A 25,585-nucleotide genomic window follows, 5' to 3' on the forward strand; every position below is an offset into this window, starting at 1 on the left:
GGTTTCGATTTCGCCGAGGCGAAATTGTTAGAAGTCGCGCTGGAAGCGCAGCAGGCCGCCAACGTTGTTCTTCTTGGTCGCGCCGAACAACACCGAGTCATGGTCGATGGAGCCCTGGCCGACACGCTGCCAATCGACTTCAGCCGTGACGGTCATGCCGGGAACGATGGTGTAAGCGACGTTCGCTGCCAGACCGATGTCCTTCCAGTCATCATACGAGGCCTGCAGGTTGAACGCGGTCTTCTCGTTGAACTTGTAGGTGCCACCGCCCCACACAGCCCAGCTGCCGCCCCATGGCTTGTAGAAGCCGCGGCCGAAAGCGTTGACGTTGTTGGTCGTGTCCTCGAGGTGGTTGGTCGAGCCGTAGCCGACCATGGCGAACAGCGACAGCGCGTCGTTGACGGTCACGTCCAAGCGGACCTTGCCGGAAACCGACTCGTAGTTGCTGTCATAGGCGACGACACCGGTGATGGCGCCCCACCCTTGAGTCCACTTCAAGCCGCCGACGACATGCGGAACGTAGCTGTCGATCGTGCCGACCTCGCCCGAGCCTTCTTCCAACGAGGCCACGGCCGAGATGCCATTGCCCGCGTCGAAGTAGTACTGGATGACGTTGGTCTGGAAACCGCCGTAAGGAACGATCGTGTCGTTGATGACATTGCCGGCATAGCCGACGAACGTATCGAACGCCGATTCGTCAGCACCGACACGCAGGCCACCGAGCTGGATGTAGGCGAATTCCAGAGCTTGCGAGTCATTCTTGTTGCGCGCAATCCAGCCGTCGCCATTGCGGTTCGGATTCCCCAAACCGTCAATACCGCCATTGTTGCCGAAGTCGCCGTAGCTGTTGCCGAAGTTGAAACGAAGCTCGGTGTAGGTCTTCAACGTGCCGAGCTCGGTTTCCTGGCCGGTCCAGGTCTTCAGCGTGAAGCGGGTCTGCTTCCAGTAGCTCGAGTGGGTGTCGCCGTCCATGTGGTCGGTGACATGGTTCACGCCATCGAGCGAGCCGGCGTCGCCCACGCCGATGTCCTCGCGGATGTAGCCGCCGATGCGCAGGCAGGTCTCGGTGCCCGGGATGTAGAAGTAGCCGGCGCCGTAGACGTCGCAAATCTTGACGTATTCGGCCGGTTCCGGCTCGGCGACGGTCACAGCGTCGGCGGCGCGAGCACCGGAAACTGCGACGAGGGCCGCAGCTGAGCCGAGAAGAAGGCTCTTGATGTTCATTTTCTGACCTCCAGTCAGAATCGGACGCGAGCGATGCGGGCTCTCGACCAAAATCATAGGCAATGCCTTGTTATTGCGCTATTTTTTGCTCCAGGGCAGCGCAACGGAGGGCGTATGCCGGTGATTGTGTGTCCGGTCACCGCTCTGCAATGGCACTCCAATGAACTCGCCTCTGCCGGGCTCGAAAAGGACGCGCAAGTCACGATTCGCCATGTCTGGCCCGATGCGATGCCGATGCCGCACCGCCACCCGGAGCTGCCGGCCAAAACGATTTTTGACGATTATGTCGCCGGCTTGTTGATTGTGCCCGCGCTTTTCTTTATCCACCGGCGCGACGGAGAGGTGGCCGAGTGGTCGAAGGCGCTCCCCTGCTAAGGGAGTAGAGGTCAAAAGCTTCTCGTGGGTTCGAATCCCATCCTCTCCGCCATCTTCCCCCGCGCTGGTCGCTACAAGCCTTTCCTCGCAAGGCGATTCTGCGGCAACAACCCGACAGGGCGACTCGCCAGGCCGCCGCAATTCAGCCGGCCGATCACCGGATTCGCCCAGATTCAAGGGCGATACCGGCCTCGATGGTTAACGAGAGCTTTCTGAGTGAGGCCAAATCGTGTCATTTGTGCAACAACGCTCGGGGATAGCGTCCGGATGGGGCTCGCGCCGACACGATCGTGGTTGAACGCCGCCGGCTCATGGGTAATGTCAGCTTCGAAGGAGCGGCGCGGTGCGCATCTTTTTCGGTAGTGGGGATGGGGCAGGGAACGCTGTCCTTCAGCAAAAAATACCCAGACCCGTTTTTTAACTTTTGACTGGAGGTCAGAAAATGAACATCAAGAGCCTTCTTCTCGGCTCAGCTGCGGCCCTCGTCGCAGTTTCCGGTGCTCGCGCCGCCGACGCTGTGACCGTCGCCGAGCCGGAACCGGCCGAATACGTCAAGATTTGCGACGTCTACGGCGCCGGCTACTTCTACATCCCGGGCACCGAGACCTGCCTGCGCATCGGCGGTTATGTCCGTTACGACATCGGCGTGGGTGACTCGGGCGTCATCGACGGCTCGAACAACGCGCCGGACCATAGGGACGGCGACCCCCATGACACGTACTGGAAGCGCGCTCGCTTCACGCTCAAGACCTGGACTGGCCAGGAAACCGAGCTCGGCACGTTGAAGACCTACACCGAGACCCGCTTCAACTTCGGCAACGGCCCGCACGACAGCTTCGGCTCTACCGCTACCGATGCTCCTTGGCGCGCGAGCAGCTCGTCCTCGCTGAACTTCGCCTGGATCCAGCTCGGTGGTCTCCGCGTTGGTAAGGACGAATCGGCTTTCGACACGTTCATCGGCTACGCCGGCAACGTGATGAACGACACGATCGTTCCTTACGGCGGCTTCGACACCAACGTCGTTCAGTATTACTTCGACGCTGGCAACGGCTTCTCGGCGGTCGTCTCGCTCGAAGAAGGCTACGGCGCCTACTCGATCGACAGCTACGTTCCGCATGTCGTCGGCGGCGTGAAGTGGACTCAGGGTTGGGGCGCCATCACCGGCGTCGTTGCTTATGACAGCAACTACGAGTCGGTTTCCGGCAAGGCCCGCTTGGACGTGAACGTCAACGACGCTCTGTCGCTGTTCGCTATGGTTGGCTACGGTTCGACCAACCATCTCGAGGACACCACCAACAATATCTTTACTGCCGGCCGCGGCATGTACAAGCAGTGGGGTGGCAGCTGGGCTGTGTGGGGCGGTGGCACCTACAAGTTCAACGAGAAGACCTCGTTCAACATCCAGGCTTCGTATGACGACTGGAAGGACATTGGTCTTGCTGCGAACGTCGCCTACACCGTTGTTCCCGGCTTGACCGTCACGGCCGAAGTCGACTGGCAGCGTGTTGGCCAGGGCGCCATCGACCACGACTCGATCTGGTTCGGCGCTACCAAGAAGAACAGCGTCGGCGGTATCCTCCGCTTCCAGCGCGACTTCTAAGGGCTGGTTCGATACAGTTAAAATCCGGCCCGGGCGTCAACACGCTCGGGCCGTTTTTTGTTTTCGCGATTGGTCAACGCAAACGAAAGGATGGGGGTAAAACGGTAAGCTGATGATCCCGTAGGACGGTTCGTGGGATTCGCCTCTCGGTGGATGGAATCACGACTGCGTGATCGAAAACTCTTGAAAGGACACCTCCAAAGGGTTAGGGCTGGTCCCATAACCACAGGGGGTGTGGCTAAAAATGTCGAACGAAGCGGTTCAAGAGGCCGAGGCCTCCGGTCAATTTGCGTTCTTTTCTTCTCAGAATTCGAAGTTTAACTACACGTTCAACAAGATCAGAGAAGTAAGATCGTATCGGATCGGGGAGCTTTTCGCAGCTTATCGAGATATACTCTGGGATGACGGGCGGCATAAATACAATGTCAGCTCTTTCATCGGTGAAATAGACGAGATCCTTCTGGGAGAGCGTTTCAGCACCTTTGACCAGAATACCCTCGACACTCTTATCGGTACATTGCGCCAGCGCGGCAACAGCAACGCAACCATCAACCGCAAGATGGCTGCCCTTAGTAAATTGCTCCGCAAGGCTCACAAGATGGGAGATATCCACAGCCTGCCCGAGTTCCGCCGCCAGAAGGAGCGGGCGGGACGGATTCGTTTCCTCGAAAGGGACGAAGAAGCAAGGCTGTTCGCCGCCATCAGGAGCCGCAGCGAGGATGCGTATCGACTCTCCGTCTTCCTGGTCGACAGCGGTTGCCGCCTCGGCGAGGCGCTCGGCTTGATCTGGAACGACATCCAGGAGCACCGCGTCTCCTTCTGGATCACCAAATCCGGCCGCAGCCGCACCATTCCGATGACCGAACGCGTCAAGGAAGTCATCAAGCTGCCGCCAAACACCGAAGGACGCCGGCCAAAAGGCCCGTTCACCAAGCTCACCCAGGCACAGTTCCGCACGATCTGGAACGACGCCAAGGCCGAAGTCGGTCTCGGCGCCGACGAGCAGGTGGTGCCGCACATCCTGCGCCACACCTGTGCGTCGCGCCTGGTCCAGGGCGGCATCGACATCCGTCGCGTGCAGATGTGGCTCGGCCACCAGACGCTGTCGATGACCATGCGTTACGCGCATCTCGCCACCAATGACCTCGACGGTTGCGTCGTCGTTCTCGAGAAGCCACGTAGCGAACCCTCATCGCATGGCGCCGAGCATTCGGCATTTGCGTCGCCGCTGACCACGCTGTCGCCGGCCCCGGAATCGAAAAAGAAGCGGGGGTCGGAACCTGCGAAAGCGCCCCGTAAGCGCTCGAAGGGCGAATAGGTCGGGGCGAGGGCTCCTCGAAGACGAGGGCGAATTTATATTGCCATGATAGGCCCGGGGCTAATCTAGTCTCGGGCTTTACTTTTGTTGGACTTGTCTCTCAGCCCGATCGAGGAAGGCCGCGATCCTTTGCGGCAGATCGCCCATCTCCAGGAAGGGCGCATGGCCCTGGCCCTCGACAATGATTGCTTGCATGGCGGGATGCCGCTTCTGCATCTCGCCAAGCGTCGTCGCGGAAAACAGTTTCGAGTTGGCGCCGCGGATGGCAAGCAGCGGCACGGCGGCGAGAGCCTCGAACTGCGGCCACAGATCCGGCGGCGCTTTTGAGAAATCGATGCCGGCCAGCGTATCGACCAGCGCCGGATCGAAATCCGGCACCCACCCGGCACCGATGTCGCGGCAGATCGCGCCGACCATGCGCGCCCAATCGGCCTCGCCCAGCGCCGGAAAGTCCGCGCCATGGGTTCGCCGCTGGGCATCCACCGCCTCGGCGAAGGGTTTAGGCTTCGGCGCGCGGTCAAGATAGGCGCGGATATTGGCGAAGCCTTGCGTCTCAATCACCGGACCGATGTCGTTGAGGACGATGGCTTTCAGCGCGGCCGGCTTCAGCGCGCCGAGCACATGGATGATCAGCCCGCCGCGCGATGTGCCGACGAAAGCGGCGGCCTCGATGCCAAGTGCTGCCAGCCCGGCAAGCACATCGCCGGCTTCGACGCCGATGTTATAATGGCCGATGTCGGGGTCATGGTCGGACTGGCCGCGCCCGCGATAGTCGAAGGCGACGACCCTGCGCGGCGTTTCCGCTTTCCTCGACAGACAAAGCGCCAGCTCATGAAAGTCGCGGGCGTTGCGGGTCAGGCCAGGCAGGCAGACGACTGGCCAATGGCCGCTGATCTGCTCGCCATAGATTCTGGCATGAAGCTTCAGGCCGTCGGGCGCGGTGTAGAAGAAATCGGAGAAACCTTCGCCTGTCATTGCCTGCCGCTCCTCACTGGAGTGACCGACAGCTACAGGCGAGGGGGGAAATCGTCAAATGGGAAGCGCCTTTTCCTTCTCCCCTTGTGGGAGAAGGTGGATCGGCGCGCAGCGCCGAGACGGATGAGGGGTGTTCCAGCGGAGTGAGACGCCGGCGTTTCCTGGAGCACCCCTCATCCGTCGCCTGCGGCGACACTTTCTCCCACAAGGGGAGAAGGAAAAAAGCGCCTCAGCTCCGCCCGTTCACCAGATCGCCCACGATGTCGTACTTCCCTGAAATACGCATCTTGTAGACTTCGTAATTCTCCATCACGCGCTGCACGTAGCTTCTTGTTTCCGTGTAGGGAATCCGTTCGATCCAGTCGACGACGGCGTCGATGTCCTTGCCGCGCGGATCGCCGTATTTCGCCACCCACTGCGTGGCGCGGTTCGGTCCGGCATTGTAGCCGGCGAAGGTCAGCACGTAGGAGCCGCCGAAGCGGTCGAGCTGTTCGCCGAGGAAGGCGGAGCCCAGCGTCGCATTGTAGCCGGCATCGGTGGTCAGCCGGGCCTGCGAGAAAGCCATGCCGGCCTTCCTGGCCAATTGCTTGGCGGTGCCGGGCATCAATTGCAGCAGGCCGCGCGCGCCGGCGCTGGAGATCGCGCCGACATTGAACTCGCTCTCCTGGCGCGCAATGGCATAGGCCAGCGCCTTGCCGGAGCCGGAAATGTTAGCCGTATCGGGAATCACGCCGAGCGGATGCGACAGCGCGCCGACATCGATGCCGCGCTGCGCGGCGATCTTGCCAACCTTCAGCGCCATGAAATGGTTGTCCTGCTTTTCCGCCAGCACCGCGAGCAGCGCCAATTCACCCGGGCTGGTCAGCTGTCCGGCAAGATCGCGATAGAGCGTCTCGGCATAGCGGTCATAGCCCGCTTCCTGCAGCCGCTTGATCGCGCTCACCGCCTCGCGGCCGTCAAAACTCTGGCGATCGGCGGCGCTGGGCTTGGGATAAACGATGTTGAGGGTGCGCAAGCCGACGCGCTCGCCGGCGAGCTGGCCGTAGAAGGTCGTGCCATAGGCGGCGGCGCGGGTGAAATAGTCCTTGGCGTTGCCCGGACCGCCGACTTCAGCCGCGCGGCCGAGCCAGTAATAGGCGCGCGACAGCGACACCGGTCCCTGGGCGAGCTCGGTGATGCGGGCAAAATGCCTGGCCGCGGTCGCCGGGTCGTTGAGACCGCGCAGCGCATACCAGCCGGCATGGAACTCGGCCTCGGCGGCGTTGATCAGGCTCTCTGCCGCATGCATGGAGACGATTTTGTAGGCGGTCTTCATGTCGCCCTGGTCGACCAGCTCGCGCGACAGCACGCGGCGCTCGACCCACCAGGCATCGGGATCGACGAGCGAAGCGGCGTCGGTCGGCGCGTTCATGACGATGGCCGCCGCCTCAGTGAATTTCTTCTGCTTGCGCAGATATTCGGCTTCGGCGAAGGCATAGCCGGCCGAGCGCTGTGCCGGCGGAACCGCCTTCAAAAGCTTCGCCGCGTTTTTGTCGCCCTTGTCGGCGGCCGCCCAGGCGTCGGCCAGCGGCTGCGCGACGGCAAGGCCCGCTACGCGCAATGCCGAGGACGGCCGGTCGGCATAAAACATCCGCTCCATGCGGTAGCGATGGTCGGCCGCCGGGATCAGCGTGCCGAACTCCTTGATGATTGTCGTCTCGTCCTTGGCCTCGAGCTTCTCGGTGCGCCAGAACGGCACCAGCAGGGCGCGCGCCGCCGCCATATTGCCGAGCGCCACTTGCGAGCGGGCAAGGATGATCACGCCTTCCGGCGTCAGCGGCTGGCTGCGGCCAAAGGCCTGCACCACCATTTGCGGCGGCGGGTTCTCGCGATAAAGCGCGCGCTCGCTGTTCTTGCGCAAGGCAATGGTGCCTGGCCACCCCGGCAGCATCTTGGCAGCGTCGGCGATCTCGCCGCTCGGCACCTGGTCGCCGCCGTAAAGCGCGACCGCCCAGGCCAGGATGTGCCGGTCGAGCGAAGTGGCGGGCAGCGTGTCGCGCGCATTGCGCGCGCCGACGATGTTGTTGGCGGCAAGCGCGTCGAGCCCGCTCTTCAGCTGCGCGATGTCAGGGGACGGAACAGCCTGCGCCTGTCCAGGCGCCTGAGGCGCATCGGGCGAGGGAATAGAACTCGTCACGCGCACGTCGACGCTGCCGCCGATCGCCATCGTTGGCGTCAGCGCGACGATCGCGCCCAAAAGCGCGAACAGATGAGGCCGCCTCATCGGCATTGTTCTATCCTAGCACATCGTCAGCGGGTACGGGCCTGAAAGCCTAAACAGACTCTAAACTTAGGTGGTGAAGGGCTAGTAAACAAAAGGTTATCGAGGCCGTTCGAATTGCACCCGCTGGTGTCCCGATTCTGAAATTCGCATGACCTTGATATCGGGCGCCGCGCGAATTTCAGAATCGGAAGGACACCAGCCAACTGTCGAAATCCAGTGTCGTTTTGGTTTTCGATGTTCGCTCCGAGCCTGATATCGACGTCTGGCGAACATCGAAAACCACGACACTGGCTCTATGGCGATCCTTGCCGCCGAACCGTGTCGAGACTATGGTGCGCGGCTTCGCTTTCGGTTAGAAGGCGCGCAAACAACCCGACATGCATCAAACCAACGAATTCCAAGGAGTTTGGACGATATGCTGAGAGGCTCGCTGACCGCGCTCGTGACACCGTTCGAAAAGAGCGGGCGCTTCGACGAGAAAGCCTTTCGCTTGTTTGTCGAATGGCAGCTCGCCGAGGGCACGACGGGCCTCGTCCCGGTCGGCACCACCGGTGAATCGCCGACGCTCTCGCATGAAGAGCACCGCCATGTCGTGAAGGTCACCATCGAGGTGGCCAAGGGCAGGGTGCCGGTCGTGGCTGGCGCCGGCTCCAACAACACCGAGGAAGCGGTCGGGCTGGTGAAGTACGCCGAGCAGGCCGGCGCGGATGCCGCGCTCGTCGTCACGCCCTATTATAACAAGCCGACCCAGCGCGGCCTTTACGAGCATTTCGCCGCCGTTGCCCGGGCGACCAAGCTGCCGATCATCATCTACAACATCCCGCCGCGCTCGGTGATCGACATGACGCCCGAGACGATGGGCAGGCTGCGCCACGACTTCAAGAACATCGCCGGCGTCAAGGACGCGACCGGCAAGGTCGAACGCGTGTCGGAACAGCGCATGACTTGCGGCAAGGATTTCATCCAGCTCTCCGGCGAGGATGCCTCCGCGCTCGGCTTCAACGCCCATGGCGGCGTCGGCGCCATCTCGGTGACGTCGAACGTCGCGCCGCGGCTCTGCGCCGAATTCCAGGAAGCAACGCTCTCCGGCGACAGCGCCAAGGCGCTGGAACTGCAGGATCGTCTGTTGCCGCTGCACAAGGCGATCTTCCTCGAGCCCGGCGTCTCCGGCGCCAAATACGCGCTCTCGAAGCTCGGCAAGATCGAGAACGTGCTGCGCTCGCCGCTGGTCACGGTCGAGGCTTCGACCGCCGAGAAGATCGATGCGGCCATGAAGCACGCCGGCTTGATTAACTAGCGAGTCCGTTTGGAAACTCTACTCCTGCGGCCATCTGAAGGCGCCACCTGCGCTTCCGGTGCTCACGTACTATATGTACGCTCCGCTCCGGTTCTCGGTGGCACCATCATATGACTCGCAGGAGCGAGTTTCGAAACGGACTCTAGATGAAATGAATCAAGTCAGAAAAGCCGATCCCAACAACAAGACCGTAGCGGAGAACCGCAAGGCGCGGTTTTCCTATGAGGTGCTCGACACGATCGAGGCCGGCCTGGTGCTGACCGGGACCGAGGTCAAATCGCTGCGCCAGGGCCAGGCCAATATCCAGGACAGCTATGCTTCGGTGGAGGGCGGCGAGATCTGGCTGATCAATTCCTATCTGCCGGAATATCTGCAGGCCAACCGCTTCAACCATGAGCCCAGGCGGCGCCGCAAGCTCTTGCTCAACAAACGCGAGATGGCGAAGCTGTCGCAGAGCATCGAGCGCGAAGGCATGACGCTGGTGCCGCTGAAAATCTATTTCAACGACCAGGGCCGCGCCAAGCTGCTGCTCGCCGTCGGCCGCGGCAAGAAGCTGCACGACAAGCGCGAGACCGAGAAGCAGCGCGACTGGTCGCGCGAGAAGGGCCGCCTGCTCAAGGAGCGCGGTTAAGATCTCAACCGGTCGCGGCGCCTGAAAAAAGCCACCGGTCATTCTCAGCTTCGGCGCGAACACCACGTTCGACAGGGGATGGTCTTGGGGAAGCGGATTGTTTTCTGGGGCCTGGCCGTCGCGGTTGTCGCTTGCACTGTTCTGGCTGGCGCCTTCGTCTGGTTCCGCGGCTTCTCGCCGGATCGAACGGAGTTTCCGATCCGCGGCATCGATGTCTCGCATCATCAAAGAGTGATCGACTGGCGGCGTGTCGCGGCCGACGACGTGGCCTTCGCCATCATCAAGGCGACCGAAGGCGGCACCCATGTCGACACCCGGTTCGCGACCAATCTGCGCGAAGCGCGCGCCGCCGGGCTGGCGGTCGGCGCCTATCATTTCTTCACCTTCTGCCGTCCAGGCGCCGACCAGGCCAGGAATTTCATCGCGGTGGTGCCGCGCGGCGAGCCGCTTTTGCCGCCGGTGGTCGACATCGAATTCGGCGGCAATTGTCCGCAGCGCCCGTCGCCGGAACAGTTGAACACCGAGCTCGCCGCTTTCCTTGGGCCCGTCGAGACGGCGTTCGGCAAACAGGCGATTTTCTATCTGACCGATGAGGCGGCCGACGCCTATTCCAGCACCATCATCAGGCGCCAGCGCTGGCTACGCTCGCTGGCAAGGAGGCCCAGCGAGAATGCCTGGATCTATTGGCAGTATCACAACAGGGGCCGCGTCGACGGCATCACCGGCGATGTCGACCTCAACGTGCTGAAGGGCAACCGTGAGAAGTTGGCCGCGCTGTTCGCGGCACCTGAATCAACCTCTGCGCAAACGCCGCCATCTCCCTGAACGGGCACGCCGATTTCATTTGCCGGCGTCGCATGATCCGCGGTCAGGCGGCCTCCGCCATAGGTCTGGCCAACGCCGTCAGGGCCATCCCCGCCGCCATGATCACGATGGCGGCGAACTGGGCGACCGTCGGCATCTCGCCAAGCACGCCGATGCCGATCATGACGGTGACGATCGGCACGCAAGGCATGAACAAGGATGCCGTCTGCGAACCGAGTTGCCGCACGATATAAGTGTAAAGGAACATGGCGGCTGCACCGGCCAGGAAGCCTTGGATGACGATCTGGCTGACGATCTCGGTGGCTGCCGCGGCATGAAGGCCGCTTGGCGCAAAGACATACAAAAGCGGCAGCGGCAGGCATGACAGCAGCACCACCGCGGATGTCGCCGCAACCGGAGCCACGCGCCATCGCCGTATCAGCGCCGCATAGGCGGCAAACATCGCGCCCGACCCGACGAACAGAAGATCACCGAACAACACGTTCTTCACGGCGCCGCTGGATTGAGTGGGTGAGATGAACAGCACCAGCCCGGCAACGACGGCGGCAACGCCGATGCCACGTTGTCGAGTGGGTTTGTCGACACCTGTGACCTGCGCCAGCAGGAACGAGAAGAAGACGATCGAAGCCGGGCACAGCGCCGCGCCATGGGCCGCCGGCGCATAAGTCAGCCCCCAATTGATGATGATCGGATAGGGCAACCCGGCCAATGCCGCCAGCGCCAGGGCTTGCGGCCAAGGCAAGGTCTTCACGACGGTCAGCCCGCCTCGCCAGACGAAGGGCAGCAACGCCACGCCGGCGCCACCAAAGCGCAGAACCGTGAGGTCGCTCGCCGTAAAATGCTCCCTCAGGCTGAAGCGGGCGGCGACAAATTGCACGGCGTAGATGCCGATCATCGCCAGCCCCGCGACAATTGCCGCCTTTGCGCTTCTGTCTTCCGTCATGCTCATTTGCCTGCCACGCGATCGCTGTTCGAGACCAATTGCGCCTGAGAATCTACTGTGATGGTCGCAAGCTATTGCCGAAAAAAAGGCGATGAAATACGCTATTTTGCAGTCAACTAAGTGAAATTCACCGGGAAGAGGCGATTCGACCGTGAATCCTGAAGCAAGCGATCTCGACACGATCGACCGCAGCCTTCTTCGGCTGCTGCAAGAGGACGGGCGCCGCACCACACTTGATCTCGCCACCCGTGTCGGGCTGTCGCCGACCGGCGCCAGCCAGCGGGTGAAGCGCTTGTTTCGCGAAGGGTTCATCACCGCGGTCAGGGCAGTGCTCGATCCGGCAAAGATCGGCCGCGGCACGCTGGTCTTCATCGAGGTCAGGCTCGATCAGACGGCGCCGCATGTTTTCGACCGCTTCGCCGAGGCGGTCGCCAAGGCGCCGGAAGTGCTGGAGTGCCATATGGTCGTCGGCGGCTTCGACTATCTGGTCAAGGCGCGCATTTCGGAAATGGCCGCCTATCAGGGTTTTCTCAAGCGCGTGATCCTGCCGCTTCCAGGCGTGCGCGAGACCCACACCTATGCGTCGATCGCCGACGTGAAGCCCGACGCGCTGCTGCCCGTATAGGGTCGGCCGGCCGCCATGTCAGCGTTGCAGGAAAGCGGCGATTTCCCTGAACACACTCACAAACATCGCTTCCGTCAGCACGCCGGTATTGGTGTTGTAGCGCGAGCAGTGATAGCTGGAAAACAGCGCGATGCCGCCGGCTTGTTGCCGCCCGCCATGCCGGAACGGAATGGCGGCGACGCGCTCGCCCAGCGCCCGCACCGTCGACTGATGCGCGATCGAGCCCAGCGTCAGGATGGCGCGCAAATTGGGAAAGCGCGCAATGGTGGGCTTCAGGAACGTCCGGCACGTGGTGATTTCGGCGCCGACCGGCTTGTTTTCCGGCGGCACGCAGCGCACCGCGTTGGTGATCGCCGTGCCGACAAGCTGAAGTCCATCATCGGGCCGCGCCTTGAACACACCGCGTGCAAAACCATGCGCGATCATCGTGCCGTAGAGCAGGTCGCCGGCATAATCGCCGGTGAACGGGCGCCCGGTACGGTTGGCGCCGCGCAGGCCGGGCGCCAGCCCGACGATCAGCAGCCGGACCGACGCTTCGCCTTCGGGCGGCAGGAAGCTCGGCACCGGCGCGTTGAACCAGCTTGGCTCACGCTCGCGCCAGCTGGCGATGAAATCATGCAGCCGCGGGCAAAGCGGGCAGTCGCGGTCAGGTTCGGGGGAGGGCGCGGCGGTCAAGGCCGCCGCCCGTCAATAATCGTCCTCATCGACCTCTGCGGGTTCGGGCCGGCGCACCGGCCGTTCCGACGGATCGCGGCCGATATCGCTCTTCAGCGTCATCAGGTCGATGAAATGGTCGGCCTGGCGGCGCAGATCGTCTGAAATCATCGGCGGCTGCGAGGCCATGGTCGAGATGATCGACACCTTGCGGCCGCGCCGCTGCAGCGCCTCGACCAAAGTGCGGAAGTCGCCGTCGCCGGAGAAGATCACATAATGGTCGACGACATCGGCAAGCTCCAGCGCATCGACGGTAAGCTCGATGTCCATATTGCCCTTGATCTTGCGACGGCCGGTCGAGTCGGTGAACTCCTTGGCGGGTTTGGTCACCACCTTGAAGCCGTTATAGTCCAGCCAGTCGATCAGCGGCCGGATCGAGGAATATTCCTGATCCTCGACCAGCGCGGTGTAGTAATAGGCGCGCAGAAGATAGCCGCGCTTCTGGAAGCTCGACAAAAGCTTGCGGTAGTCGATGTCGAAGCCCAGCGCTCGCGAGGTGGCGTAAAGATTGGCGCCGTCGATGAAAAGAGCGATCTTTTCACGGGGATCGAACATGCAAAAATGTCCCTTTCGAAAATGTCTGTCGTCTAAAAGCGTTTGACGAATGGGTCCGACAAATGAGCCTTGGTACCGTCCTATCCGAAATAACGCGAGATTCATGGATATCCAAGGGCGCGGTCGCCAATTGCAAGCAAATGTGATCGCCACTATGTGAACAGGATCATAGCGCGGCGCGCGATATTGAGCCCGGCAAGCTTCGCGAGCGGAAGGCCGGCGCCATAAAGCTTGTATTTCGCTGGCGTCCGCGTTATGGAGCGCGCCAGCTTTCCATCAAATCCATCGCATGAAAGGGGCAGTCCATGGCCCGCGTAACCGTTGAAGATTGCATCGACAAGGTCGATAACCGTTTCGAGCTCGTGCTGCTCGCCGGCCACCGCGCCCGCCAGATCAGCCAGGGCGCCCAGATCACTGTTCCGCGCGACAATGACAAGAACCCGGTCATTGCGCTGCGCGAGATCGCCGACGAGACGCTGTCACCCGACGACCTCAAGGAAGACCTGATCCACTCGCTGCAGAAGCATGTCGAGGTCGACGAGCCGGAAGCCGAAGGCGAGGCGATCGCCGATCAGACCGGCGTCCCCGCCGTTGCCGCCGATACCGACGACGCCGAGGAAAACATCACCTTCGACCGCATGACCGAGGAAGACCTCCTCGCCGGCATCGAAGGTCTGGTACCGCCGGAAAAGAGCGACGACTACTAAGAGCTTTTGATTATTCTACTCAGCCGGCCGCCTGGCGCGGTTTTCTGCGCTTCCGGTACTCACGGACCTGATGTCCGCTCCGCTCCGGTTCTCGAAAACCACACCATGCAACTCGGCTGAGCGAATTCTGAAAAGCTCTTCGCGGAACGTGCCTGGATCAAGCATCGGGCACTTCCGTCTGGTAAGTTTCGTGGCTATCTATGGGATGCGTCGCATGGCTGTGCGGCGCATCAATCATTTCAGCACCGCGAGATCCCGCCCATGATGCGTCAGTATGAGCTTGTCGAGCGCGTGCAGCGCTACAAGCCTGACGTCAACGAGGCGCTGCTCAACAAGGCCTACGTCTACGCCATGCAAAAGCATGGCCATCAGAAGCGAGCGTCCGGCGATCCCTTTTTCTCGCATCCGCTCGAGGTCGCCGCCATCCTCACCGACATGCACATGGACGAGGCGACGATCGCCGTTGCCCTCTTGCATGACACGATCGAGGACACGACCGCGACCAGGGCCGAGATCGACGAATTGTTCGGCCCCGAAATGGGCAAGCTGGTCGAAGGCCTGACCAAGCTTAAGAAGCTCGACCTCGTCTCCAAGAAGGCCGAGCAGGCGGAAAACCTGCGCAAGCTGTTGCTGGCGATCTCCGAGGATGTACGCGTGCTTCTGGTCAAGCTCGCCGACCGCCTGCACAACATGCGCACCCTCGACCATATGCCGGAGGCCAAGCGCCTGCGCATCGCCGAGGAAACGATGGACATCTATGCGCCCTTGGCCGGGCGCATGGGCATGCAAGGCATGCGCGAGGAGCTGGAAGAGATCGCCTTCCGCTACATCAATCCGGAAGCCTATCGCGCCGTCACGGCTCGCCTTGCCGAGATATTCGAGCGCAACAAGGGCGTTCTGCAGGAGATCGAGACGGCGCTTTCGGGCCTGTTTGAAAAACACGCCATCAAGGCAAGCGTGAAGAGCCGGCAGAAGAAGCCGTGGTCGGTGTTCCGCAAGATGGAGGCCAAGGCGCTCTCCTTCGAGCAGCTTTCCGACATTTTCGGTTTTCGCGTCGTCGTCGACACCGTCGAGGACTGCTACCGCGCGCTTGGCGCTATCCACACCGCCTGGTCGATGGTGCCCGGACGCTTCAAGGATTACATCTCGACGCCGAAGCAGAACGACTACCGTTCCATCCACACCACAATCGTCGGCCCGTCGCGCCAGCGTGTCGAACTGCAGATCCGCACCAGGGAAATGAACAAAATCGCCGAATACGGCGTAGCCGCGCATTCGATCTACAAGGACGCCGGCGGCAAGACGAATGGCGTCACCCATTCGATCTCCAAGGAAACCAACGCCTATGCCTGGCTGCGGCGCACCATCGAGCAGCTTGCCGAGGGCGACAATCCGGAGGATTTCCTCGAAAACACCAAGCTGGAGCTGTTCCAGGACCAGGTGTTCTGCTTCACGCCCAAGGGCATGCTGATCGCGCTGCCGCGCGGCGCGACCCCGATCGACTTCGCCTATGCCGTCCACACCGATGTCGGCGACACCTGCGTCGGCGCCAAGGTCAACGGCCGCATCATGCCGCTGATGACGGAACTGAAGAACGGCGACGAGGTCGAGATCATCCGCTCCAAGGCGCAGGTGCCGCCCGCCGCCTGGGAGTCCGTGGTCGTCACCGGCAAGGCGCGCGCCGCCATCCGCCGCGCCACCAAGAACGCCATCCGCAAGCAATATTCGGGCCTTGGCGCCCGCATCCTGGAGCGCGCCTTCGAGCGCGCCGGCAAGACCTTCACCAAGGAAAGCCTGAAGCCGGTGCTGCATCGGCTGGCGCGCAAGGACATCGAGGATGTGCTGGCCTCGGTCGGGCGCGGCGAGCTCGCCTCGAGCGACGTCATGAAGGCGGTCTTCCCCGACTATAAGGACGAGCGCGTCACCGTCAGCGCCCCCAAGCAGCGCGAGGAGGGCTGGTCGAAGATCCGCAACGCCGCCGGCATGCTGTTCCAGATGCCCGGCACGCGCGCCGCGCGCAAGGACAAGGACCAGCCGCGCGATGGCGCGGTGCCGATCCGCGGCGTGCGCGGCGACCTGCCGGTGCGCTTCGCGCCGGAAGGGGCTGTGCCCGGCGACCGCATCGTCGGCATTGTCCAGCCGGGCACCGGCATCACCATCTATCCGATCCAATCGCCGGCGCTGCAGGCCTTCGACGACCAGCCGGAGCGCTGGATCGACGTGCGCTGGGATATCGACGAGCAGACCAAGGAGCGTTTTCCGGCGCGCATTTCGGTCACCGCCATCAATGCGCCGGGTTCGTTGGCCGACATCGCGCAGGTCGTCGCTTCCAACGATGCCAACATCCACATGCTATCGATGGTGCGCACCGCGCCCGATTTCACCGAGATGCTGATCGACCTCGAAGTATGGGACCTGAAACATCTCAACCGGCTGCTGTCGCAGCTGAAGGACAATTCGAGCGTCAGCGATGCGCGGCGCGTGAACGGGTGAGTAGTGAGTAGTCAGTAGTGAGTAGTGAGTAGTGAGTAGTGAGCGGCCCTTCTTTCACTACTCACTATTCACTACTGACTACACCGACATGGAGCGAACAATGAACACCGATGAAGTGCTGGGCATTTTCCGCGAGGCCGGCGCCGTGCTCGAAGGGCATTTCATCCTGACATCGGGCCTGCGCAGCCCGATCTTCCTGCAGAAGGCCCGCGTCTTCATGCATGCCGACAAGACCGAGCGTCTGTGCAAGGCGCTGGCTGAAAAGATCCGCAAGGCGGTGCCGGGCAGGATCGACTATGTCGTCGGCCCGGCGATCGGCGGCCTGATCCCGGCCTACGAGACCTCGCGCCATCTCGGCGTGCCGGCGATCTGGGTCGAGCGGGAAGGGGGCGAGTTCCGGCTGCGCCGCTTCGAGATCGCCGAAGGGTCGCGCGTCGTCATCGTCGAGGACATCGTCACCACCGGCCTCTCGATCCGCGAGACCATCGACTGCCTGCGCGAGCTTGGCGCCGAGGTGGTGGCCGCCGCCTGCATCATCGACCGCTCGGCCGGCAAGACCGATGTCGGCGTGCCGCTGATCGCGCTCGCCGAATATGAAGTGCCGGCCTACCCCGCCGACCGCCTGCCGCCGGAACTCGCCGCCATTCCGGCCGTTAAGCCAGGCAGCCGCAACATTTGAGGTTCCAAGGGAGATGATCGCCGGCATTGATCATTTCGTGCTGACGGTCGGCTCGGTCGAGGCGAGTTGCGACTTCTACCGACGTGTGCTTGGCATGCGGCGGTTGGATGAGCCGAACCGGCCGACGGCGCTATTGTTCGGATCCCAGAAGATCAATTTACACGAAGTCGGCCGCACCTTCGAACCAAAGGCGAAGGCACCCACGCCGGGCTCCGGTGATTTTTGCCTGGTTGCCGCGGTGCCGCTAGCCGAGGTCCAGGCCAGCCTCGAAGCCAATGGCGTCGCGATCGAAGTCGGCCCGGTCGAGCGCACAGGCGCACGAGGCAGGATGATGTCGGTCTATTTCCGCGATCCCGACCACAATCTGGTCGAGGTCAGCGAATATTTGAAGTAGCTGCCCAAAAAGTCACGTGAGCGAAAGCCGCATGGCGCAGCGCCGCTCTGCCGGCAGGCCGCGCGCCGCTTCGTCGCGCATCAGTCCAGCCAGCCGCGGGTCGAGCTCTGCCGCTTCCAGGATGCGAAATCCGCATGTCTCATAAAAGGGCGCACTCCAGGCAATTTCGCGAAACGTGGTCAGCGTGAGCGCCGCGAGCCCGCGCTGCCTGGCGCCCTCGATCGCTTGTTCGACCAGAGCGCGGCCGATGCCCGAACCTTGTCGGTCGAGGCACACGTCAACCTCCCAGATATGCAGCGCATCGCCCTCGATAGCGGCATTAAGGAACCCTATCGGTCGGTCCTGATCATCGACCGCGACAAAGCACGCGCCTCCGGCGATCAGCGCGCGGTGCTGCTCCGGGCTGGCATTGTCGCCGTCGGCAAGCCAGGCCAATTCGGGGATGGCGCGGAACGCTAGTCCAGCCGATTGCTCGATGGCGGGCAATGCTTCGGCATCGTCGGGCCGTGCGGGTCGAATGGTGATCATAAGCTGGTATCCCGGTCCTTTCCTCAGTTTCGCCAGAATGACGGTGTTGTTACCGCCTGCGGCAGACCATCGCGGCGGCGTTTCGTTGTAGCGCGGCCGCGCCGTCGCTATATCAAAGTCGTTATTGCCTTTCTGCGCCCTCGAAGCGCAAGATGTGGATCCATGGCTGGCCCAAGTGGCAAGCCGGCGGGTGTTGGACCGGGAACTGGAACAGAGTGCTTTTTCGACGCCGAAAGCCTGACGGCTTGATTGAGCGGGTGCGTACTTATCTTTGGCCGCGCCGCTCGTTCTCACGTTCCGTGCAATATTTCTCCAAGCGCATCCTGCGGCTGAAGGCGACGCCGCACTCCGTCGCCGCCGGCGTCGCCGCGGGTGTCTTTGCCTCTTTCTTTCCGCTTGGCTTCCATTTCGTGGTTGCCGCGGTGCTTTGCTGGATCATTGCCGGCAATCTGGTGGCGGCCGCACTCGGCGCGGTGTTCTTCGGCAATCCGCTGACCTTCCCGCTGCTGTGGGGCGCGTCGTGGGAGACCGGCAAGCTGATTTTGCATGAGCGCCTGCCCAAACACGGGCCGCCCGAGCATCTCGGCGAAATGATGCACAAGCTCTCCTTCGCCAAACTGTGGCATCCGGTGCTGGAACCGATGCTGATCGGCGCGGTGCCGCTCGGCCTGGTCTTCGGACTTGTCTTTTATGGCATCACCCGCTGGGGCATGACGGTGTTTCGCGAACGGCGCAAGAAACGCATGGCCGAGCGGGCCGAAAAAGCCAGGCATGGCGGGCGGGAAGTGCCGGCGCAATGATCATCGGCATCGGCAGCGATTTGATCGACATCAGACGCATCGAAAAGTCGCTGGAACGCCACGGCCAGCGCTTTGTCCAGCGCATCTATACCGAGGTCGAGCAGGCGAAGTCCGAGAAACGCGCGGCGCGCGGGGCTTCCTATGCCAAGCGCTTCGCCGCCAAGGAGGCCTGCGCCAAGGCGCTCGGCACCGGCATGGCCGAGGGCGTGTTCTGGCGCGACATGGGCGTGATCAACCTGGCCAGCGGCGCGCCGACCATGGCGCTGACCGGCGGCGCCGCCGTGCGGCTGGAAAAAATCTTGCCCAAGGGCCATCGCGCGCTCATTCACCTCACCATCACCGATGATTTTCCGCTTGCTCAAGCCTTTGTGATCATCGAGGCGGTGCCGGTCGAACAAGCGCCACATTGATTCCCTCTGACCACGACGGCATGACGTTGCCCAGCGCGTGCCGAGACTCTATAGAACGAACGCACAATCGAGGACGACATGAGCGTGGCTGAAAAATCAGAGAAGAAATCCGGCGGGCTTGGCGAGACCTTCTCCGTCATCATCCAGGCGCTGCTGCTCGCGCTCGTCATCCGTACGCTGCTCTTCCAGCCATTCTCCATTCCGTCCGGTTCGATGCGGCCGACGCTGCTCGAGGGCGACTATCTGTTCGTTACCAAATGGGCTTACGGCTATTCGCGTTACTCGCTGCCGTTCGGCCCGAACCTGTTCTCCGGCCGCATCTGGGGCTCGGAACCCAAGCGCGGCGATGTCGTCGTGTTCAAGTTCCCGCCGGATCCGTCGATCGACTACATCAAGCGCGTCGTCGGCCTGCCCGGCGACAAGATCCAGATGAAGAGCGGCCAGCTCTTCATCAACGACGTCGGTGTGCCGCGCGTGAAAACCGGCCAGATCGACAACCCCGATGTCACCGAGGTCGACCGTCCCGTCGATGTCTATCGCGAGACGCTGCCCAATGGCGTCAGCTATGACACGCTCGACCTGACGCCGAATTCGATCGGCGACGATACGCGAGAGTGGACCGTGCCGGCCGGCCATTATTTCATGATGGGCGACAACCGCGACAATTCCTCCGACAGCCGCTTCACCGTCGGCTTCGTCCCCGCCGAGAATCTCGTCGGCCGCGCCAACGTCATCTTCTTCTCGATCGCCGGCGGCGCCAGCCCGCTCGAAGTCTGGAAGTGGCCGTCGGAGATGCGCGCCGGGCGCCTGTTCAATTTCGTCCACTAAGGTCATGGCGGCAACCAAGCGTCTGACCGCCGATGCTCTCGCCGAAGCGCTTGTCGAGCGCACCGGCCACGCCTTCACCGATCGCCAGCGCCTGCAACGGGCGCTGACCCACGCCAGCGCGCGCTCGACCCATGCCGGCATCGACTATGAGCGCTTCGAGTTCCTGGGCGACCGGGTTCTCGGCCTCATTGTGGCCGACATGCTGCTTGCCGCCTTTCCCGATGCGGCCGAGGGCGAGCTGTCGCTGCGCCTCAACGCGCTGGTCAATGCCGAGGCGTTGTCCGAGATCGCACAGGAGATCGGCCTGCCGGACTTGGTCCGCGCCGGCTCCGATGTGCGCAACCTCGAAGGCCGCAAGCGCACCAACCTGCGCGCCGACGCGCTGGAATCGCTGATTGCCGTGCTCTATCTGGATGGCGGCCTTGAGATTGCCCGCGCGTTCATCCATCGCTATTGGCAGCCGCGCTCGCAAGCGATCGGCGCGGCGCGGCGCGATGCCAAGACCGAATTGCAGGAATGGGCGCATCAGGCGGCTGCCGGCGCGGTTCCCGCCTATCGGGTCGACGGCCGCGAGGGGCCGGATCACGATCCGCTGTTCACCGTCAGCGTCACTGTCGGCGCTTTTGCCCCGGCGATCGGCAGCGGCCGCTCCAAGCGCGAGGCGGAACAAGCGGCGGCGTCTGCCCTTTTGCTGCGCGAAGGCGTATGGAGCGCGGCATGACAGAAATCGAATCCACCGAAACTACCCCAACGCACTCCGGCTTCGTCGCGCTGATCGGCGCGCCCAATGCCGGCAAGTCGACGCTGATCAACCAACTGGTCGGCGCCAAGGTGTCGATCGTTACGCATAAGGTGCAGACCACCCGCGCCATCGTGCGCGGCATCGCCACGCATGAGCGCGCGCAGATCGTCTTCGTCGACACGCCCGGTATCTTCAAGCCGAAGCGCCGGCTCGACACCGCGATGGTGACGACCGCCTGGGGCGGCGCCAAGGATGCCGACGTCGTGGTGCTGCTGATCGATGCCGAGCGCGGCATCAGGGGCGACGCCGACGCCATCCTCGACCGGCTGAAGGACGTTCGCCAGCCGATGCTTCTGGTCCTCAACAAGGTCGACCGCGTCAAGCCGGAGACGCTGCTGGCGCTGGCTGCGACAGCGAATGAGCGCGTACCGTTCAAGCGCACCTTCATGGTCTCGGCGCTGACCGGCTCCGGCTGCAAGGATCTGCTCGACTATCTGGCCGAAACCCTGCCGGCCGGCCCCTGGTACTATCCCGAAGACCAGATATCCGACCTGCCAATGCGCCAGCTGGCGGCCGAGATCACCCGCGAAAAGCTTTATCTGAGGCTGCATCAGGAGCTTCCCTATTCCTCGCATATCGAGACCGAGAAATGGGAAGAGAAGAAGGACGGCTCGGTGCGCATCGAGCAGGTCATTTATGTCGAGCGCGACAGCCAGAAGAAGATCGTGCTCGGCCACAAGGGCGAGACGATCCGCGCCATCGGCCAGGCCGCGCGCATGGAGATTGCCGGCATTCTCGAGCAGAAGGTGCACCTCTTCCTGTTCGTCAAGGTGCGCGAGAACTGGGGCGATGACCCCGAGCGCTACCGCGAGATGGGCCTGGAGTTTCCCCATTAGCGTCAACATCGACGCCGACCTCGCGCGCCGGCTGGTAGCGGCGCAGTTTCCGCAATGGCGGCATTTGCCGGTGAGCCCGGTCGCGTTCGGCGGCTGGGATAACCGCACCTTTCATCTCGGCGACGAGATGACGGTACGCCTGCCGAGCGCCGCGCCCTATTCGCTGCAGGTCGAAAAGGAACACCGCTGGCTGCCCAGGCTTGCGCCGCTTTTGCCATTGCCGATTCCGACGCCGCTGGCGATGGGTGAGCCGGCGCAAGGCTACGCCTGGCATTGGTCGGTCTATCGCTGGATCGACGGCGAGACGGCAAAGACAGCGCACATCACGGATCTTCGCGCGTTTGCCATCGCGCTGGCCGAATTCCTGGTTGCGCTGAGGGGCATCGATCCGGCGGACGGCCCAGGGTCGGGCCAGCACAATTTCTACCGAGGCGGTCCTTTGGCCGTCTATGACGGCGAGGCGCGGCAAGCGATCGCCGCGCTCAAAGGCCAGGTCGACACACAGGCCGCAACCACCGTCTGGGAAGCAGCGCTTGCCGCCACCTGGCACGGTTCGCCCGTCTGGTTCCATGGCGACGTCGCCTGGGGCAACCTCCTGGTCGCGGATGGCGATTTAAGCGCCGTTATCGATTTCGGCACGTCCGGTGTCGGCGACCCATCCTGCGACCTCGCGATCACATGGACGTTCTTCGAAGGCGATAGCCGGGAAGTCTTTCGCAAGCGCATCGCCGTCGATGACGCGACATGGGCGCGCGGCCGCGGCTGGACGCTGTGGAAGGCGATGATCACGGTCGCAGGACATGACGCCAACCAGGTCGAAGCGGAAAGGCAGCGCCGCGTGATCGACGAGGTAATCGCCGATCACTGCCGCTGGGCGTAATGGCCATCTCACTCTGCGATTTTGCTTTGAGCAATGATCTTCGCCGAAAAGTCCGCAACTCTTCGGGATCATGCCCCAGGGTTCCCGCCACCCAGGGCGGCCTTGCCGCGGCGCTCCATTTCGGCCGGCGACACGTCTTCTTTCCATGTCAGTAGTACCCAGACATGGCCGAACGGGTCGCGCACGCTGGCGGAGTTCGCGCCGTAAAACATGTCCGTTGGCGGCTGAACCTGCTCGCAACCTGCCGCTACCGCACGAGCCAGAATTCCCGCATTGTCGTCCACCATCAGATGCAGGCCCGCCGTGCAGGCTCCGAGTTGCCGCGGCTCGCCGTAGAGCTGACTGGTTGGATCGCCCAACATTACCGTTGCATCGCAGATAACAAGCTCGCTGTGGATGATCCGCCCGTCCGGTGCCGCGATGCGCAAAAGCTCTTCGGCACCGAAAGCCCTGGTGTAGAAGGCCACGGCTCCGGCGGCGTCCCGGACATAGATGTGCGGAACGACGGCGTTTAGATACCGGGAGGGTCGCAGTGTCATTGCCGGGCTCATCGATGCTCGTGTTCCCTAAACACGGGCCCACTCGCTCCGGTTCCAGAACGCGACGCGGAATATGCCGAGCATTTCGCTTCGTGCCGAGCTTTGTCGCGCCGCTTCCGACGGATCGATTGGTGATGAGCCTGATCTATAGCAAGCCCTTTGCCCTAAGATCGGCAGCGAAGGTCGCCAGCGGCATGACGAGGGTCAGCGGCTGCAACGAGAGCGACTCGGCGCCGTATCCGCGATACCAATTCGCAGCACGTTCGTTCTTGGCGTCGATGATCAGTAGCAGGCCGCCGCCCTCGGCAGCGACCCGCAGACAACGCAAGGCCGCCGCCGCGAGAAGCTGGCCACCGAGCCCTTGTCCGGCCATGGCCAGATCGGTTGCGAGGTGGGCGAGCTTGAAGCCGGAGACCTCGTGCCGGGCGAGCTCCTTTGTAAGGGACGCGGGCACTTGCTCATGTGTAACGGCAGAAGGCGCGATCGTATAGAAGCCAAGAATGCGACTGGGGTTTGTCTTGTCGACAGCACAAAATGTCTTCGAAGCATTCTGCTCATGGCTCTGTCTGGCGAAACGCCGCAGAAAATCATTCATCCGCTCGTCGCCGCAGTCGAAGGAGGCACGGTCGTGCGATTTCGCGATCGGCTCCTCTTGCCATCCAGGCAGCATTATATCGTGTCAGGCAGAGCCGCGATGGCGGCGCGCAGTTTCGCATTGGGCTTTGGAGGATGTTCAAGCAAATCGAGAATTCGCTTGAAGTCGCGTTCCGAGACCTCAATCTTCTCGACAGCCTTGATCACGGCTTCAGCCTCAGGCAGCACTTTGTCGAGGATGAAATCGGTCATGTCTTTATTCGATAGTGCCGCCGCGCGGGCTATCATCGCCTTTTGCGCGGGCCGAATGCGAATATTGAAGCGTTCGGTTCTGTCGCCGGCTGATTTGGACATGGCAATTTTCCTTCTCGGCAAATATAGCGTACGTACACTGTGCGTACAACTGCAAATCTTGATTTCGCCGTGCAACCGGTGAATAGCTCCCGTCCATGGAATGGCGCGACGAGGGAATCATTCTCGGCACCCGCAGGCATGGCGAGACCAGCGCCATCCTCGAGGTGATGACCCGCGCCCATGGCCGCCATCTCGGCCTGGTGCGCGGCGGCCGTTCGCGCAAACAGCAGCCGGTGCTGCAGCCCGGCAACCGCGTCGAGCTTCTGTGGCGGGCACGGCTCGACGAGCATCTCGGCACTTTCCAGGCCGAGGCGATCGAGATGAACGCCGCTCGCCTGATGGACAGCGCGGTTGCCGTCTACGGCCTGCAGACGATGGCCGCGCATCTGAGGCTGCTGCCTGAGCGCGACGCCCATGGCGGGCTCTACGAGGCGCTGGCCGTGATGATTTCGCATCTCGACGATGCCGACGCCGCCGGCGAACTGGTGGCGCGCTTCGAGCTCTTGATCCTCGACGAGCTCGGCTTCGGCCTCGACCTCAGTGAATGCGTGGCTACCGGCTCCAAGCAGGATCTCGCCTATGTCTCGCCGAAATCCGGACGCGCGGTTTCGCGCGGGGCTGGCGAGCCCTGGCATGACAAGATGCTCAAGCTGCCGGCCTTCCTGCAGCGCGGCGCCGGTCTGCGCGCCGATGCGGCGGCGCTGGAAGACGCTTTCCGGCTGACCGGCTTCTTCTTCACCCGCCACGTCTATGAGCCGCGCGGCCTCGAACCGCCCGATGCCCGCGCCGGCTTCCTTGGTGCGCTGCGCCGCCATCATGCCGCGGCAGGGGCGATCGCCGCTCAAAGCAACGGAGAGACCGCACAGTGAGCGAAGTGGAAATCTATCCCGGCCGGGTCTCGCCGCTCGGCGTCGGCACCATTCCGCATGCGGATATCGAGAAATACTCGGGATTGGAGCTGCTGCAGCGGATCATCGACGGCAAATACCCGGTGCCGCCGATCTCGTTCCAGCTGAACTTCACCCTCACCGAAGTCTCGGAGGGCCGCGCGGTGTTTCGCGGCATGCCGAGCGAGCGCCATCTCAACCCGCTGGGCACGGTGCATGGCGGCTGGGCGGCGACGCTGCTCGATTCGTCCCTTGCCTGCGCCGTGCAGACGCTGCTTGCCAAGGGCGAGGCTTACACCACAGCCGAATTCAAGGTGAACCTGACGCGGCCGATCACGCCGAAGACCGGCGAGGTGATCTGCGAGGGCAAGGTGATCCACAAAGGCCGCACGCTCGCCGTTTCGGAAGCGACGCTGAAGGATCTGAACGGCAAGCTGCTCGCCTTCGGGACCGAGACTTGCTCGATCTTTCCTGCCGGCAATCTGGCAGCGCGGTGAGGGCTCAGAGTG

The 25,585-nt window shown here is 62.8% G+C and carries 29 protein-coding genes and 1 tRNA gene; 20 read left to right on the plus strand and 10 right to left on the minus strand.

Translation table 11 applies throughout. The features are described 5' to 3' along the window. Nucleotides 1-27: 27 nt before the first annotated feature. Nucleotides 28-1,224 (minus strand): porin, encoded by a 1,197-nt coding sequence (locus AB6802_RS23600; protein WP_371012593.1) that lies wholly within the window; start codon nt 1,222-1,224, stop codon nt 28-30. A gap of 114 nt (nt 1,225-1,338) precedes the next feature. Here AB6802_RS23600 and AB6802_RS23605 point away from each other — a divergent pair, with 114 nt between their 5' ends. The 4 genes from AB6802_RS23605 to AB6802_RS23620 all read left to right on the plus strand — a co-directional run bounded on the left by AB6802_RS23605 (nt 1,339) and on the right by AB6802_RS23620 (nt 4,517). Next, on the plus strand, nt 1,339-1,599 hold the full coding sequence (locus AB6802_RS23605; RefSeq protein ID WP_371012594.1) for a hypothetical protein: 261 nt from the start codon (nt 1,339-1,341) through the stop codon (nt 1,597-1,599). Continuing rightward, nucleotides 1,561-1,651: transfer RNA gene (locus AB6802_RS23610), tRNA-Ser, on the plus strand. Before AB6802_RS23605 ends, AB6802_RS23610 begins: the two co-directional genes overlap by 39 nt. 390 nt (nt 1,652-2,041) lie before the next feature. Next, complete coding sequence (locus AB6802_RS23615; RefSeq protein WP_371012595.1) at nt 2,042-3,199, plus strand: porin; 1,158 nt, start codon at nt 2,042-2,044, stop codon at nt 3,197-3,199. Between the two features lie 244 nt (nt 3,200-3,443). Continuing rightward, a complete protein-coding gene (locus AB6802_RS23620; RefSeq protein ID WP_371012596.1) occupies nt 3,444-4,517 on the plus strand; it encodes a tyrosine-type recombinase/integrase in 1,074 nt (357 codons plus the stop codon). A 78-nt stretch (nt 4,518-4,595) separates the two neighbouring features. Here the strand turns inward: AB6802_RS23620 and AB6802_RS23625 are convergent, their stop codons facing one another. After that, nucleotides 4,596-5,492 (minus strand): alpha/beta fold hydrolase, encoded by an 897-nt coding sequence (locus AB6802_RS23625; protein ID WP_371012597.1) that lies wholly within the window; start codon nt 5,490-5,492, stop codon nt 4,596-4,598. 229 nt (nt 5,493-5,721) lie between these two features. Next, nucleotides 5,722-7,761 carry a lytic transglycosylase domain-containing protein gene (locus AB6802_RS23630; RefSeq protein WP_371012598.1) on the minus strand — a complete coding sequence of 680 codons (2,040 nt, stop codon included), beginning with the start codon at nt 7,759-7,761 and terminating at the stop codon, nt 5,722-5,724. A gap of 409 nt (nt 7,762-8,170) precedes the next feature. Between AB6802_RS23630 and dapA the strand changes: the two genes are divergently transcribed. The 3 genes from dapA (at nt 8,171) to AB6802_RS23645 (ending at nt 10,508) form a co-directional block, all read left to right on the plus strand. Next, complete coding sequence (gene dapA, locus AB6802_RS23635) at nt 8,171-9,052, plus strand: 4-hydroxy-tetrahydrodipicolinate synthase (RefSeq protein WP_371012599.1); 882 nt, start codon at nt 8,171-8,173, stop codon at nt 9,050-9,052. Between the two features lie 151 nt (nt 9,053-9,203). Beyond that, nucleotides 9,204-9,683: an SsrA-binding protein SmpB gene (gene smpB, locus AB6802_RS23640; RefSeq protein ID WP_371012600.1), complete on the plus strand. Its 480-nt coding sequence runs from the start codon at nt 9,204-9,206 to the stop codon at nt 9,681-9,683. A gap of 84 nt (nt 9,684-9,767) precedes the next feature. Then, nucleotides 9,768-10,508 (plus strand): GH25 family lysozyme, encoded by a 741-nt coding sequence (locus AB6802_RS23645; RefSeq protein ID WP_371012601.1) that lies wholly within the window; start codon nt 9,768-9,770, stop codon nt 10,506-10,508. Nucleotides 10,509-10,551: 43 nt separating this feature from the next. On the opposite strand, the gene AB6802_RS23650 is transcribed toward AB6802_RS23645, so the two are convergent. After that, nucleotides 10,552-11,451, minus strand: a complete 900-nt coding sequence (locus AB6802_RS23650; protein WP_371012602.1) for a DMT family transporter — start codon at nt 11,449-11,451, stop codon at nt 10,552-10,554. Between the two features lie 151 nt (nt 11,452-11,602). Between AB6802_RS23650 and AB6802_RS23655 the strand changes: the two genes are divergently transcribed. Beyond that, nucleotides 11,603-12,076 carry an Lrp/AsnC ligand binding domain-containing protein gene (locus AB6802_RS23655; RefSeq protein WP_371012603.1) on the plus strand — a complete coding sequence of 158 codons (474 nt, stop codon included), beginning with the start codon at nt 11,603-11,605 and terminating at the stop codon, nt 12,074-12,076. 18 nt (nt 12,077-12,094) lie between these two features. On the opposite strand, the gene AB6802_RS23660 is transcribed toward AB6802_RS23655, so the two are convergent. Both AB6802_RS23660 and AB6802_RS23665 read right to left on the minus strand, forming a co-directional pair. After that, nucleotides 12,095-12,751: a uracil-DNA glycosylase gene (locus AB6802_RS23660; protein ID WP_371012604.1), complete on the minus strand. Its 657-nt coding sequence runs from the start codon at nt 12,749-12,751 to the stop codon at nt 12,095-12,097. A 12-nt stretch (nt 12,752-12,763) separates the two neighbouring features. After that, nucleotides 12,764-13,345, minus strand: coding sequence for an NYN domain-containing protein (locus tag AB6802_RS23665; RefSeq protein WP_371012605.1), 582 nt, complete (start codon nt 13,343-13,345; stop codon nt 12,764-12,766). A 305-nt stretch (nt 13,346-13,650) separates the two neighbouring features. On the opposite strand from AB6802_RS23665, the gene rpoZ reads away from it, so the two are divergent. From rpoZ to AB6802_RS23685, 4 genes are all read left to right on the plus strand, one after another. Beyond that, nucleotides 13,651-14,052 carry a DNA-directed RNA polymerase subunit omega gene (gene rpoZ / locus AB6802_RS23670; protein ID WP_371012606.1) on the plus strand — a complete coding sequence of 134 codons (402 nt, stop codon included), beginning with the start codon at nt 13,651-13,653 and terminating at the stop codon, nt 14,050-14,052. A 261-nt stretch (nt 14,053-14,313) separates the two neighbouring features. Next, nucleotides 14,314-16,545: a bifunctional (p)ppGpp synthetase/guanosine-3',5'-bis(diphosphate) 3'-pyrophosphohydrolase gene (locus tag AB6802_RS23675; protein ID WP_371012607.1), complete on the plus strand. Its 2,232-nt coding sequence runs from the start codon at nt 14,314-14,316 to the stop codon at nt 16,543-16,545. Nucleotides 16,546-16,645: 100 nt separating this feature from the next. Beyond that, nucleotides 16,646-17,224, plus strand: coding sequence for an orotate phosphoribosyltransferase (gene pyrE, locus AB6802_RS23680; protein ID WP_371012608.1), 579 nt, complete (start codon nt 16,646-16,648; stop codon nt 17,222-17,224). Between the two features lie 13 nt (nt 17,225-17,237). Further along, entirely contained in the window at nt 17,238-17,618 is a 381-nt protein-coding gene (locus tag AB6802_RS23685) for a VOC family protein (RefSeq protein ID WP_371012609.1), read from the plus strand. 12 nt (nt 17,619-17,630) lie between these two features. Here AB6802_RS23685 and AB6802_RS23690 read toward each other — a convergent pair whose 3' ends face one another. Next, on the minus strand, nt 17,631-18,104 hold the full coding sequence (locus tag AB6802_RS23690; protein ID WP_371012610.1) for a GNAT family N-acetyltransferase: 474 nt from the start codon (nt 18,102-18,104) through the stop codon (nt 17,631-17,633). 257 nt (nt 18,105-18,361) lie between these two features. On the opposite strand from AB6802_RS23690, the gene AB6802_RS23695 reads away from it, so the two are divergent. The 6 genes from AB6802_RS23695 (at nt 18,362) to AB6802_RS23720 (ending at nt 22,702) form a co-directional block, all read left to right on the plus strand. Further along, a complete protein-coding gene (locus tag AB6802_RS23695) occupies nt 18,362-18,946 on the plus strand; it encodes a DUF2062 domain-containing protein (protein WP_371012611.1) in 585 nt (194 codons plus the stop codon). After that, the gene (gene acpS / locus AB6802_RS23700; RefSeq protein WP_371012612.1) at nt 18,943-19,356 is read left to right on the plus strand and encodes a holo-ACP synthase; all 414 of its coding nucleotides are present in this window, start codon (nt 18,943-18,945) and stop codon (nt 19,354-19,356) included. Before AB6802_RS23695 ends, acpS begins: the two co-directional genes overlap by 4 nt. 78 nt (nt 19,357-19,434) lie before the next feature. Further along, nucleotides 19,435-20,184, plus strand: coding sequence for a signal peptidase I (gene lepB, locus AB6802_RS23705; RefSeq protein ID WP_371012613.1), 750 nt, complete (start codon nt 19,435-19,437; stop codon nt 20,182-20,184). Nucleotides 20,185-20,188: 4 nt separating this feature from the next. Continuing rightward, nucleotides 20,189-20,905 (plus strand): ribonuclease III, encoded by a 717-nt coding sequence (gene rnc, locus AB6802_RS23710; RefSeq protein WP_371012614.1) that lies wholly within the window; start codon nt 20,189-20,191, stop codon nt 20,903-20,905. Next, nucleotides 20,890-21,822: a GTPase Era gene (gene era / locus AB6802_RS23715; RefSeq protein WP_371012615.1), complete on the plus strand. Its 933-nt coding sequence runs from the start codon at nt 20,890-20,892 to the stop codon at nt 21,820-21,822. The genes rnc and era overlap by 16 nt, the downstream gene beginning before the upstream one ends. Further along, on the plus strand, nt 21,776-22,702 hold the full coding sequence (locus AB6802_RS23720; protein WP_371012616.1) for an aminoglycoside phosphotransferase family protein: 927 nt from the start codon (nt 21,776-21,778) through the stop codon (nt 22,700-22,702). The genes era and AB6802_RS23720 overlap by 47 nt, the downstream gene beginning before the upstream one ends. A gap of 68 nt (nt 22,703-22,770) precedes the next feature. Here the strand turns inward: AB6802_RS23720 and AB6802_RS23725 are convergent, their stop codons facing one another. The 3 genes from AB6802_RS23725 to AB6802_RS23735 form a co-directional block, all read right to left on the minus strand. Next, a complete protein-coding gene (locus AB6802_RS23725) occupies nt 22,771-23,241 on the minus strand; it encodes a VOC family protein (protein ID WP_371012617.1) in 471 nt (156 codons plus the stop codon). Nucleotides 23,242-23,386: 145 nt separating this feature from the next. Further along, on the minus strand, nt 23,387-23,914 hold the full coding sequence (locus AB6802_RS23730) for a GNAT family N-acetyltransferase (RefSeq protein WP_371012758.1): 528 nt from the start codon (nt 23,912-23,914) through the stop codon (nt 23,387-23,389). Further along, nucleotides 23,911-24,189 (minus strand): DUF1778 domain-containing protein, encoded by a 279-nt coding sequence (locus tag AB6802_RS23735; RefSeq protein ID WP_371012618.1) that lies wholly within the window; start codon nt 24,187-24,189, stop codon nt 23,911-23,913. The genes AB6802_RS23730 and AB6802_RS23735 overlap by 4 nt, the downstream gene beginning before the upstream one ends. 95 nt (nt 24,190-24,284) lie before the next feature. Between AB6802_RS23735 and recO the strand changes: the two genes are divergently transcribed. Together recO and AB6802_RS23745 are read left to right on the plus strand one after the other, a co-directional pair. After that, on the plus strand, nt 24,285-25,058 hold the full coding sequence (gene recO / locus AB6802_RS23740; protein WP_371012619.1) for a DNA repair protein RecO: 774 nt from the start codon (nt 24,285-24,287) through the stop codon (nt 25,056-25,058). Beyond that, nucleotides 25,055-25,573 carry a PaaI family thioesterase gene (locus tag AB6802_RS23745; protein ID WP_371012620.1) on the plus strand — a complete coding sequence of 173 codons (519 nt, stop codon included), beginning with the start codon at nt 25,055-25,057 and terminating at the stop codon, nt 25,571-25,573. The genes recO and AB6802_RS23745 overlap by 4 nt, the downstream gene beginning before the upstream one ends. The last annotated feature ends 12 nt before the right edge of the window (nt 25,574-25,585 follow it).

Source organism: Mesorhizobium sp. RCC_202 (assembly GCF_041355295.1).
Lineage (GTDB): Bacteria > Pseudomonadota > Alphaproteobacteria > Rhizobiales > Rhizobiaceae > Mesorhizobium.